Here is an 11,624-nt window from a genome sequence, read left to right on the forward strand (position 1 = left end):
TTGTCGATATGAGCCTTGCATGGCTGTGCAACTGACGCCTGAAAACAGAATGATTGGATTATTTTTTGCAATTTCAGAATAAAATTTACAAGGGCATTGACAGGCTTTCGTAAAAGGCAAAGACTATGCACACGCTTGCAAAAGCGTCGGCGTGGAGGCGCCGTATAAAGGGAGGAAAACAATGCGTTCGGCATTTCTGATTGCGGCGCTTGCCGCTGGCATATCTTCATTTGCATTTTCTGCGCAGGCCGCAGGCAATCTCAATCTCATCTGTTCCGCGGACGTGGTCATCTGTGAGCAGATGAAGAACATGTTCGAGAAGGATACGGGCATCAAGGTCAATATGGTCCGGCTATCTTCCGGTGAAACCTATGCCAAGGTGCGGGCCGAGGCGCGCAATCCGAAGACTGATATCTGGTGGGCCGGTACGGGGGATCCGCATCTTCAGGCAGCGGCCGAAGGACTGACGCTCGAATATAAATCGCCGATGCTCGACCAACTGAATGATTGGGCCAAGAAGCAGGCCGAAAGCTCCGGCTTTCGTACGGTTGGCGTTTATGCCGGCGCGCTTGGCTGGGGGTACAATACCGATATTCTTGCCAAGAAGAATTTGAAGGAGCCGAAATGTTGGGCTGATCTGCTGGATGCGTCCTATAAGGGTGAAATCCAGATGGCCAATCCGAATTCTTCCGGCACTGCCTATACGGCGCTGGCAACGTTGGTGCAGATTATGGGCGAGGATAAAGCCTATGATTATCTGAAGAAACTCAACGAGAACGTGTCGCAGTACACCAAATCCGGCTCGGCTCCGGTCAAGTCTGCTGCGCGCGGTGAAACGGGCATTGGCATCGTCTTCATGCATGATGCGGTGTCGATGACGGCAGAAGGCTTTCCGATCAAGTCGGTAGCACCATGCGAAGGCACTGGTTACGAAATTGGTTCCATGTCGATCATCAAGGGTGCCAAGAACCTCGAAAGTGCCAAGAAGTGGTACGACTGGGCACTGACCGCGGAAGTGCAGTCGCATATGAAAGATGCGAAGTCCTTCCAGCTGCCGTCGAACAAGTCTGCGGAGGTTCCGAAAGAATCCCCACGTTTCGAGGATATCAAGCTCATCGACTATGACTTCAAGACCTATGGCGAACCAGCCAAGCGCAAGGAATTGCTTGAGCGCTGGGACAAGGAAATCGGTGCGCACGCCAATTGATCTTTCATTGGCTTGAAGTTCAGGTGCGTTGCTCGTTTTATGCGGCGCACCTGTCCTGAATGGCAGGACAAGGCAGCAATACTCCTGAAGTATGCAGGAGCTGAAGCCCTTGGCCATCCCTCAGAAATCCCTAATCCGGAGGGACGCGGACATCCATGAAACAGCATAATCGCAGACTGGATATCGTTCTGGCGTTGGCGCTGGCGGCATTTGTACTATTGCCGTGGTATCGCATAGAAGACGGCTTTATGAGTTTCGGCTGGCTGGCTGGAATGTTCGGCGATGGTGCAACGGCACCCGGCCTTTGGCAGATCGCCTTCTTCGGACGCTCGTGGCTTGGCGCTGTCGCTATATTCATGTTGCTTTGTGCTGGTGCCCGCTTCCTATTGCCTGTTGAGCGTCGTAGCGGGCTTATGATCTGGGCAAGTCTCCTCGGTGTGATTTTCCTGGCCCTGCAAGGATTGGCTATCGGTTTTTCCGGTTGGAACTGGACGATCAGTGAGAACCTGTTCGGCTCACTTGCCGATGGCCAGCCGGCCTTCGGTGTAGGGGCGATATTGACGGGTCTCTGTTTCCTGCTGATTTTCTCCTTTGGTCTCGCGGAACGTGGGGTGATGAAAGGGGATGCCTTCGTCGTCTCGTCCATTACCTTACTTGTCGCAATGGTAGGCGTTTTTGTCTTCTATCCCGTTATCAGCATGTTTGCCGGGTCGGTGCAGGATTTTGACGGTTCGTTCAAGCCCGAGGGATTCATCGGCAACATTCAGGACTCCTCGATCTGGAGCCTGGCATGCGTCGTCGGTGAAGGGCGATGCGGCGTTGCGTGGCGCACATTGTGGCTGGCTTTGATGACTGCGACGGGGGCCACGGTGCTGGGGCTCGCCTTTGCGCTTGTTGCGACCCGCACAGGTTTCCCTTTCAAGAAAGGCCTCCGTCTTCTCACCATATTGCCGATCATCACGCCGCCATTCGTTGTTGGCCTCGCATTGACGCTGCTCTTTGGTCGCGCGGGCGTCGTGACGGAACAGATCTCCAATATATTCGGTGTCGAACCTGGTCGTTGGCTTTATGGCCTCACCGGAATATGGATTGCACAGGTTCTATCCTTCACCCCGATATCCTTCCTGGTGCTCATCGGCGTTGTCGAAGGTGTGTCGCCGTCTATGGAAGAGGCGTCGCAAACTCTGCGTGCGGATCGCTGGCGCACGTTTCGCAGGGTGTCTCTACCATTGATGGCTCCGGGGCTTGCCAATGCGTTCCTCATCGCCTTTATCGAAAGCATGGCGGATTTCGGCAATCCGATGGTGCTCGGAGGCAGCAATGGTGTGCTTTCGACTGAAATATTCTTTGCAGTGGTGGGCGCGCAGAACGACCCATCGCGTGCAGCCGTTCTCGCTATTGTCTTGCTCTGCTTTACGCTGACGGCATTTCTCATCCAGCGTGTCTGGCTTTCGGGCAAGAATTTCGCGACCGTGACCGGCAAGGGCGATTCCGGCATGCATGCCGGGCTGCCGCGTGGGCTGAAGATCGGCGTTTATGCCCTCGTCATTCCGTGGATGATTTTCACTGTTGTCGTTTATGCGATGATCCTTATCGGCGGCTTTGTGCGCCAGTGGGGGCTCGATAATACATTGACGGTTGAACACTATGCGCGGGCGTTCTCCGTCAATTGGACCGAAAGCGGTATTGCGTGGACCGGCGTTGCATGGAATTCGTTCTGGACGACTATGGAAATTTCGCTGATTTCGGCACCGCTGACTGCGGCAGTTGGCCTGCTGACAGCCTATCTAATTGTTCGCCAGCGTTTCGTCGGGCGGAATGTCTTCGAATTTGCCCTGATGTTGAGCTTCGCCATTCCCGGAACAGTCATTGGTGTTAGCTACATCATGGCCTTCAATCTGCCACCGCTTGAAATGACCGGTACTGCGTTGATCCTGATCGCATGTTTCGTGTTTCGTAACATGCCGGTGGGTGTGCGGGGCGGCATCGCAGCCATGAGCCAGCTCGACAAAAGTCTCGACGAAGCTTCCCTGACGCTGCGGGCAAACAGTTTCCGCACGATCCGAAAGGTCATTTTGCCATTGCTGCGCCCGGCGATTACGGCGGCACTGGTTTATTCCTTCGTGCGTGCCATCACCTCCATCAGCGCCGTCATTTTCCTTGTTTCGGCGCAATACAACATGGCGACATCCTACATTGTCGGTCTGGTCGAAAACGGTGAGTTCGGCGTGGCCATCGCATATTCGTCGATGCTGATTGTCGTGATGATCGTCGTCATTACAGGCTTCCAGCTTCTCGTGGGTGAACGCAAACTTAGGCGTGAGAACCGCGTCGCTGCTGTCACCCCCGTCAAAACCGTTCGTCAGGAGAAAACCGCATGACCGCGATCCGTCCCGGCTCTGTTACGTTTGAAAACGTTACAAAGAAGTTCGGCAATTTTACCGCCTTGCCCGATCTGTCCCTGACCGTGGAACCGGGAACTCTGGTGACGTTGCTTGGACCGTCCGGCTGCGGCAAGACGACGACATTGCGGTTGCTGGCGGGGCTTGAACACCCAACCTCTGGCCGCATCCTGATTGGCGGCAAGGACGTGACCAATCTGCCAGCCAATGAGCGTGATGTGTCGATGGTTTTCCAGTCTTATGCGCTCTTTCCGCATATGAACTCGCTCGACAATGTGGCCTATGGGTTGGAATCCTCGGGTTTGAAAAAGGCGGAAGCGCGGGAACGTGCAGAAGAGGGCCTGAAGCTTGTCGGCCTTGCTGGAATGGGGCATCGCCTTCCGGCTGAACTTTCAGGTGGCCAGCAACAACGCGTGGCGGTGGCTCGCGCTCTGGTGCTGGAGCCGCAGGTTTTGCTTCTGGACGAACCGCTTTCGAATCTCGACGCGCGCCTGCGTCGTCGGGTGCGTACCGAAATTCGCGAACTGCAGCAGCGGCTCGGGTTTACTGCCGTCTATGTGACACACGATCAGGACGAGGCGCTCGCAGTCTCCGATACGATCATCGTCATGAAGGAGGGCAATATTGCGCAGAAGGGCAGCCCTCGTGATCTCTATGAAACGCCAGCCTCGGCCTTTATCGCGGATTTCATGGGAGAGGCGAATGTTGTGCCATGTGAGGTGATGACGGCAGACGGGGGCGAAGCTGTCATTCGTGTGGGTAGCCTGACCCACCGGGTTGCCGCACGTAACGCCCGACCGGGGCCAGCGCAGCTTGCGATCCGGCCCAATGCGGTGACGTTGCAACCAAAGGCAGGTGGCGGCTTTCCTGGTCGTGTCGCGCATTCAGCCTATCTCGGCGATCATATCGAGTATGAAATCGAGACCGAACACGGCAAACTTTTCATTGTTGATCCGGCGGTTGAAGAGGCGCTGCCGCCACAAACGGATGTCTCTATCGAGTTCAAAACGCGCGGGCTTGCCATCATCAATCAATAGGCGCAGAAACGTCGTGCCTCTATTTACCTCTCATCGGAAAATCATCATGACTTCTCATCCCCGACAGGAACTGGAAGCGCGGCTTGCGCTTGCTGAAAAGATCGCGCGTGAAGCGGGCGCCAAGGCACTCGACTATTTCAAGCGGCGTGAAACGCTGGTTATCGAAACCAAGCGTGATCCGCAGGATGTGGTTTCAATTGCCGACCGTGATGTCGAGCAGCTTATTCGATCCCGAGTGTCGGAAACCTTTTCACAGGATGGCTTTCTGGGAGAGGAATACGGGCTGAATGAAGGTACTTCGGGTTACACCTGGGTTGTGGATCCCATCGATGGCACCAGTCCATTCGTGAATGGCATGCCGAACTGGTGTGTTTCTATTGCCGTTCTGAAAGACGGTGAACCTGTGATCGGGGTCATTCAGGCCCCGTGTTTTGACGAACTTTATGCCTCGGCCAAGGGCCTCGGCGCAACACTCGATGGCAAGAAGCTGGTTCTCGATCCGAGCCGCACAATCCGTAATTCTGTGACGGGTATCGGTGCCAATAACTATGTCACACCGCAAGTCGTGGCGAAAATCGTTGAAGACCTCCTTGAGGCGGGCGGCACGTTTATTCGTAATGGTTCCGGTGCGCTGATGATCGCTTATGTCGCGGCTGGCAGGCTGGTCGGCTACTATGAGCCTTATATGCATGCCTGGGATTGCATGGCAGGCTTCTGCCTCGTGCGCGAGGCGGGCGGCTATGTGCATCCTTTCCCGGTGGACGGAGAAAAGCTCACCAAGGGCAACAAGGTTTTCGTGGCTGCACCCGGTGCGATCGAGGATCTCAAGAAAGTTGCCCGCTTATAGACAGGGATACGCTCTTTCCGGGCGTTCAGTTCCATCCATACTCTGAGTAGAGTTCATCGCGGGCGGCACAAAGGAGAGCCTGCCGGACGTAGGGAATGGTATTCTCCGGCAGATCGTTCAGGCTTCTCCATTCCAGATAGGCATGCTTGTCCGGCTCACATATGGCAGGCGTGCCAGTCCATTCATTCGCGCGAAAGAAATGACCGAGCCATTGATTGCCAGCAGTCAAGCTGTGCAGTGTGTGGACTGGTTTCAAGGCTTCGGGCGCTATGATTACGCCCGTCTCTTCGAATGCTTCACGTACTGCTGCAGCACGGATCGTTTCGCCTGCATCCAATGCTCCTGCAGGAATGCTGAACGAACCGTCCATCCATCCGGTTGCTTTCCGCTGCAACATGCAGATTTCCGGTCCGCATGCCAGAATGACAAAAACCGCAGACGAAAGCTGAAAGCGCACACGCTCGTTCAATGGGCTCTCCCCAAAAAGCAAATCGGCAAGTCTTGTACAGACTTGCCGAAAGTTTACACGAGTCGATCTGGATCCGAAGGCTGATCAGGGGTTATCGCGCTTGAAAATCCAATCGTGATCAGGATGGTTCTTGAATCGCCATTTGCGCAAGGGACCGGCCATTACGTTGAGATAGTACATCTCATACCCATAGGGCGCGCCACATGGATGATGCCCCTTTGGTACCAGCACGACATCTCCATCCGCGACCGCCATGGTTTCATCAAGGCTTCCATCTTCGGTGAAAACACGCTGGAAGCCGAAACCCTGCGCCGGATTGAGACGGTGATAATAGGTTTCTTCCAGATAGGTCATGTCCGGAAAATTATCCTCGTCGTGCCTATGGGGTGGATAGGACGACCAGTTGCCCTGTGGTGTGAATACTTCGGTGACAAGAAGGCTGTCGGCAACATCGCGGCCTTCCATCGCAATATTGTGGATGAAGCGGGTGTTGGCGCCTTTTCCGCGTTGTTCCAGTGTCAGGCTTTCTGGTCCGAGTTTCTGTGCCTTGCGACCCACTTTGCCAGGGGCGGTGCAAACAGCCAGGACACAATCTATTGTGGCTGTTGCACGCCAATCGCTTTCAGCAGGCACATAGAGGCAGTGTGGCGGCAGTTTCTCGAACACATTCATGCGTTCGCCTATCTCGCCGAAATCCTCTCCGGAGGCTGAAATGTGAGCTTTTCCCTCAACCAGAACGAGGATCACTTCGGTCGAGTCCGTCTTTTCCGAAACGCTTTCACCAGATTTGAGACGATAAAGCCCGAACCCGACATAACCCCATTCTGCACTCTCCGGGGTGATGTCATGGACCTTGCCATGCGTACCGTTAGGTTTGCGCAACAAATTGGCCATGTCTTAATCTCCTTTATCGAGCCCTGCCTCATGAGCGAATGACTTGAGCGATTTCAATCCAAGTGACTGGTATTTATAAGGATTACGAATATCTGGATCCTGTTCGGCTTCGATCACCAACCAGCCCTGATAACCGCTTTCCGCGGCAACTTTCAGCACAGGTACGAAGTCTACGCCGCCTTCTGCATCGCCAGGGACCGTGAATACACCGCGACGGACGCCCTCCAGAAACGACAGGCTCTGGTCTCGCACTTCGGTCGCTATTGCCGGGCGAACGTTCTTGGCATGGATATGCCCGACGCGAGCCATATGCTTTTTCGCAACCCGTTTCGGGTCGCCGCCGCCGAACAGGCAGTGGCCGGTATCGAGGAGAAGTTTGGTATGCGGGCCAGTATGCTGCATCAGAAGATCGATTTCATCCTCGCTCTGCACCACCGTTCCCATGTGATGGTGATAAACAAGAACGACACCCTGTGCGGCGGCGTATCCAGCCAGCGCCTCAACGTCTGCACCGAATTTTTCCCAGCGGGCTTCTTCCAGGGCCGGACGCTCGGATAGTGATTTGTCGTCGTCGCCGTGAATGGCGTTCGAGGTTTCGCAAACAATGATGACCTTCGAGCCCATTGCCTTCAGAAGGTCCAGTGCAGGTTGCATCGCCTTCTGTTCTTCATCGACTGAGTTCACCAGCAGATTGAGCGAATGCCAGCCCGATACATAGCGAAGCTTGCGAGGCTCAAGCACGGCCTTGAGTGCGGCCGGTTCCTGCGGAAACTTGTGACCTTTCTCGATCCCGTCGAAGCCGATCTTGGCTGTTTCATCGAGACATTGATCCAGTGTGATATGCGCGCCGAGGCTGCGATCATCGTCGTTCGACCAGGCAATAGGATTGGTGCCATAGAGGATCATCGGTCAGTTTCTTTCTTTGAGCTTGGCTTCATAATTTTTACGTGCGGCGCGTACCTGTTCGCGCTCCGAGACTTCCGGTACGGCGACATCCCACCACCATCCGCCAGTTTCAGGTGTCGGATAAGGGTCGGTATCGATAATGATGACAGTCGTGCGCGCACTCTTGCGGGCTTCTGCCAGAGCCTCTTCCAGCTCGCGAACGGATCCCACTTTCTTCGTATCAGCGCCCATAGCTCCGGCATGGGCGGCGAAATCAATGTGTGCTGGATTCACATGGCTCGAATGGTCAAGCAGGTTGTTGAACTCAGCACCGCCGGTTGCCATTTGCAGTCGGTTTATACAGCCGAAACCGCGATTGTCGGTGATGACGACCGTAATCTTCTGCCCCATCATGACGGCAGTGGCGAGTTCAGAATTGGCCATCATGTAGGAGCCGTCGCCAACCATCACGACGACATCCCGGTCCGGTTCGGCCATCTTGATGCCGAGACCCCCGGCGATTTCGTAGCCCATGCAGGAAAAGCCGTATTCCATGTGATAGGACATGGGACGACTGGCCTTCCAAAGTTGGTGCAACTCCCCGGGCATGGTGCCCGCCGCGCACATGACGACCGTGTTCTCGCGTGCCTGGCGCTGTACCGCGCCGATAACCTGCATATCGGTCGGCAAGGCATTGCCGTCGCTGGGGGCGTCTGTAAACCGGTCTGCCGCCGCAAACCATTTCTCTTTCAAAGCGGTATCCACGGGTTGGCGTTTATAGCTGCCAATCGCTTTTGAGAGAGCTTCGAGACCAATCTTTGCATCAGCAACCAACGGCAGCGAACCGTGTTTTGTGCTGTCATAGGGTTGGACATTGAGCGAGAGCAGCTTGCGTCCTGGTTGCTTAAACAGCGCCCATGATCCAGTCGTGAAATCCTGAAAGCGCGTTCCGACACCAATCACGAGATCGGCTTCTGCGGCGATAGCATTGGCGCTGTCCGCTCCGGTTACGCCCACTGGACCGAAGTTGAGCGGATGATCCCAGGGGAGAGCTGACTTGCCAGCCTGCGTTTCGATGACCGGAACGCCATGCGCTTCGGCAAAATTGCGCAACGTTTCGTGAGCGCCGGAGTAATGTACTCCGCCGCCTGCAACGATGACGGGCTTGAGCGCTGCCTTGATCGATGCCACTGCCACTGTCAGTTCATACTCGTCTGGCGGTGGGCGGCGCCAGCGCCAGACTTGCGGTGCAAAGAATTCTTCCGGCCAATCATAGGCCTCCGTTTGCACATCCTGACAAAATGCAAGCGTTACTGGTCCGCAATCGGCTGGATCGGTCATGGTGCGGAAGGCGCGAGGTAAGGCGGTGAGAAGCTGTTCGGGCCGGGTGATCCTGTCAAAATAGCGGCTGACCGGACGAAAACAGTCATTCACGGACATGGTGCCGTCGTTGAAATCCTCGATCTGCTGCAAGACGGGATCAGGGCCGCGATTGGCAAAGACATCGCCTGGAATAAGCAGAACGGGTAGACGGTTTACATGGGCGAGTGCCGCGGCGGTGACCATGTTCGTCGCGCCGGGGCCGATGGAGGAGGTGACGGCGCAAGCACGCCTACGGCCAAGCTGCTTGGTATAGGCAATGGCCGCATGCGCCATTGTCTGTTCGTTATGGCCGCGCCATGTGGGCAGTTCTTCGCGAATGCGATGGAGCGCCTCGCCAAGTCCGGCCACATTACCGTGGCCAAAAATAGCCCAAACGCCTGCAATAAAAGTCTCGCCATCCGGCGTCATCTGGTTTGCGAGGTAGCGCACCAATGCTTGCGCGGCGGTCAATCGAACGGTTTTCATAGCTCCTCCAGCTTCCTCCCGGCAGAACGAATTCAATATGTACGCACGCTGTCCCAGACGTTGCAAAGGCGGCGGTAGCGCGCGGCCATGTCGGCGATTGCTTCTCCGTCGGTGATCGAGCCGTTCAGCCATTTCCGTGCTGCGTCGCCAAAAATCGTGCGTCCCACTGCGAAGCCTTTGACGAGGTCGAAATCGGCAGCAATTGCGAGGCTGGCTTCCAGTTCTTCGGCAGGTGCGTCCAACCCCAAAACAACGATGCCCCGTGTGTGTGCATCGTTGCGTATGATCGCGTCGCAGGCATTGGCCCAGGCTGCTTTGGTTTTCATGGGCTCGAGCTTCCACCAGTCGGGATAGACGCCGATCTCATAAAAGCGCTCGATCACGCGTGCTGTAGTGTCGTCATCGATGGGGCCTGCTTTGGAAGGAATGATTTCCAAAAGGAATTCCAGTCGATTGCGCCGAGCGGCTGCGAAAAGACGTGAGACAGTTTCTTCCTGTTCAACCCTGAATTCAGCGGTATCATCGGGATGATAGAAACATAATAATTTCACGACATTCTCGACGGGCCACTCGACCAATCCACCGCAGTCCGGTCCGAGTTCCGGTTCCAGCTTGAGCGGGCGAGAGCCGGGCCATTCGGTGGGCCGCCCGATCCACAAGCCCGTGCCTGCGGCCCGGTAAAGCGCGTCTCGACCTAGTCGTCCGTCACACAATATGCCGTAACCTTCACCGCCGTTTGCCACCTGCAAGGCTGCATTCAGGCAGAGCTGCTTGAACTCGCCGATCTTTTCCATCGGAACGCCCGCCTCGCCGGCCATTTCTTCCAGCTGGATGCGGTGGTCGAAAGCGAAGACGCGCATATGCGGCCAGTGGCCGTTGCGATTGGTGGACCAGTGTATCTGCTCCAGCGCGGCATCCTTGCGCAAAGCTTTGTTGCGGATACCAGTGCGGAAAAAATACTGAAGCTCTTCCCAACTCGGATAAGCTGGCGTGCATCCATGCCGCGAGACCGTAAAGGCTCCGCAGGCATTGGCGAATTTGAGACTGGTCGGCCAGTCTTCGCCTTTCAGCCAGCCCCGCAAAAGCCCGGACATGAACCCGTCGCCGGCGCCCAGAACGTTGAAAACGTCAATCGGGAAGCCCTCGCCGCTTTGTCCTTGGTCGAGACTATCGGGAATTGTGCCTTCGAAAACCACTGCCCCCATGGAGCCACGCTTGCACACCAGTGCAGCATTCGTCACGTCGCGCACGGCTTTCAGCGCCTGCAGCGTATCAGTCGAGCCGCCCGCAATATGAAATTCTTCTTCTGTTCCGACGACGAGATCAAACAAATGGAGCGTCGATTGCAATTTGGTGGTAACGGCTGCGGATTCGATGAAACGATTTTCACCGTCGCCATGACCGGAAAGTCCCCAGAGGTTGGGGCGATAGTCAATGTCGAGCGCCGTCCGGCTGCCATTTTCGCGGGCAAGTCGAAGAGCCTTCAAGACGGCGGCTTCCGTCTTCGGATGTGACAGATGCGTCCCGGTGGCCAGCACGCAGCCCGACTCTGCGATGAATGCCGGGTCGATGTCCTCCTCGCACAAGGCCATGTCAGCACAATTCTCGCGATAGAAAATCAACGGGAAATGCTGTTGGTCGCGAATGCCGAGAATTACGAGAGCGGTGAGGCGCTCTGGATCTGTGGCGATGCCGCGCGTGTCAACGCCTTCGCGTTCCAGTTCGCGTAGCAGGAAGCGCCCCATATGCTCGTCACCGACCCGCGTAATCAACGCCGATTTGAGGCCGAGCCGTGCGGTTCCAGTCGCAATATTGGTGGGAGAACCGCCCACATATTTGTTGAAGGAGGCCATGTCTTCCAGAAGACCGCCAACCTGTGCGCCGTACAGGTCAACCGAAGATCGGCCAATCGTGATCAAGTCGAGCCGCTTCACTCCATCCTCCCTCGTTATTTTCTTATTGCTGCATGGCTGTGCATCAATCATACACATAGCAGTTATTCCATTTTCGATTAAAATAGATTTATTATTCTATT

9 protein-coding genes are annotated in these 11,624 nt (G+C 55.7%); 4 read left to right on the forward strand and 5 right to left on the reverse strand.

Annotated features, from left to right (window positions below; all coding sequences use genetic code 11):
- Positions 1-181: 181 nt before the first annotated feature.
- From CQZ93_RS18800 to CQZ93_RS18815, 4 genes are all read left to right on the forward strand, one after another.
- The gene (locus tag CQZ93_RS18800; RefSeq protein WP_105544102.1) at positions 182-1,207 is read left to right on the forward strand and encodes an ABC transporter substrate-binding protein; all 1,026 of its coding nucleotides are present in this window, start codon (positions 182-184) and stop codon (positions 1,205-1,207) included.
- A gap of 155 nt (positions 1,208-1,362) precedes the next feature.
- Positions 1,363-3,588: an ABC transporter permease gene (locus tag CQZ93_RS18805; RefSeq protein WP_105544103.1), complete on the forward strand. Its 2,226-nt coding sequence runs from the start codon at positions 1,363-1,365 to the stop codon at positions 3,586-3,588.
- Positions 3,585-4,646, forward strand: coding sequence for an ABC transporter ATP-binding protein (locus CQZ93_RS18810; RefSeq protein ID WP_105544104.1), 1,062 nt, complete (start codon positions 3,585-3,587; stop codon positions 4,644-4,646). The genes CQZ93_RS18805 and CQZ93_RS18810 overlap by 4 nt, the downstream gene beginning before the upstream one ends.
- A gap of 46 nt (positions 4,647-4,692) precedes the next feature.
- Entirely contained in the window at positions 4,693-5,493 is an 801-nt protein-coding gene (locus CQZ93_RS18815) for an inositol monophosphatase family protein (protein ID WP_105544105.1), read from the forward strand.
- A 25-nt stretch (positions 5,494-5,518) separates the two neighbouring features.
- Here CQZ93_RS18815 and CQZ93_RS18820 read toward each other — a convergent pair whose 3' ends face one another.
- From CQZ93_RS18820 to CQZ93_RS18840, 5 genes are all read right to left on the reverse strand, one after another.
- A complete protein-coding gene (locus tag CQZ93_RS18820) occupies positions 5,519-5,962 on the reverse strand; it encodes an NUDIX hydrolase (RefSeq protein ID WP_105544106.1) in 444 nt (147 codons plus the stop codon).
- A gap of 84 nt (positions 5,963-6,046) precedes the next feature.
- Entirely contained in the window at positions 6,047-6,856 is an 810-nt protein-coding gene (gene iolB, locus CQZ93_RS18825; RefSeq protein ID WP_105544107.1) for a 5-deoxy-glucuronate isomerase, read from the reverse strand.
- A 3-nt stretch (positions 6,857-6,859) separates the two neighbouring features.
- Positions 6,860-7,762: a myo-inosose-2 dehydratase gene (iolE, locus tag CQZ93_RS18830; protein ID WP_105544108.1), complete on the reverse strand. Its 903-nt coding sequence runs from the start codon at positions 7,760-7,762 to the stop codon at positions 6,860-6,862.
- Between the two features lie 3 nt (positions 7,763-7,765).
- On the reverse strand, positions 7,766-9,589 hold the full coding sequence (gene iolD / locus CQZ93_RS18835) for a 3D-(3,5/4)-trihydroxycyclohexane-1,2-dione acylhydrolase (decyclizing) (protein ID WP_105544109.1): 1,824 nt from the start codon (positions 9,587-9,589) through the stop codon (positions 7,766-7,768).
- Between the two features lie 32 nt (positions 9,590-9,621).
- Positions 9,622-11,580 carry a bifunctional 5-dehydro-2-deoxygluconokinase/5-dehydro-2-deoxyphosphogluconate aldolase gene (locus CQZ93_RS18840; RefSeq protein WP_422616101.1) on the reverse strand — a complete coding sequence of 653 codons (1,959 nt, stop codon included), beginning with the start codon at positions 11,578-11,580 and terminating at the stop codon, positions 9,622-9,624.
- Between the last annotated feature and the right edge of the window lie 44 nt (positions 11,581-11,624).

This window comes from Ochrobactrum vermis (genome assembly GCF_002975205.1).
GTDB lineage: Bacteria > Pseudomonadota > Alphaproteobacteria > Rhizobiales > Rhizobiaceae > Brucella > Brucella vermis.

Excerpts from the sequence above, each read along its gene's own strand:
- iolE (WP_105544108.1), bottom strand. The coding sequence starts at position 7,762 with ATGATCCTCTATGGCACCAATCCTATTGCCTGGTCGAACGACGATGAT.
- CQZ93_RS18800 (WP_105544102.1), top strand. The coding sequence starts at position 182 with ATGCGTTCGGCATTTCTGATTGCGGCGCTTGCCGCTGGCATATCTTCA.
- CQZ93_RS18840 (WP_422616101.1), bottom strand. The coding sequence starts at position 11,580 with ATGTGTATGATTGATGCACAGCCATGCAGCAATAAGAAAATAACGAGG.
- CQZ93_RS18815 (WP_105544105.1), top strand. The coding sequence starts at position 4,693 with ATGACTTCTCATCCCCGACAGGAACTGGAAGCGCGGCTTGCGCTTGCT.
- iolB (WP_105544107.1), bottom strand. The coding sequence starts at position 6,856 with ATGGCCAATTTGTTGCGCAAACCTAACGGTACGCATGGCAAGGTCCAT.
- CQZ93_RS18810 (WP_105544104.1), top strand. The coding sequence starts at position 3,585 with ATGACCGCGATCCGTCCCGGCTCTGTTACGTTTGAAAACGTTACAAAG.
- iolD (WP_105544109.1), bottom strand. The coding sequence starts at position 9,589 with ATGAAAACCGTTCGATTGACCGCCGCGCAAGCATTGGTGCGCTACCTC.
- CQZ93_RS18805 (WP_105544103.1), top strand. The coding sequence starts at position 1,363 with ATGAAACAGCATAATCGCAGACTGGATATCGTTCTGGCGTTGGCGCTG.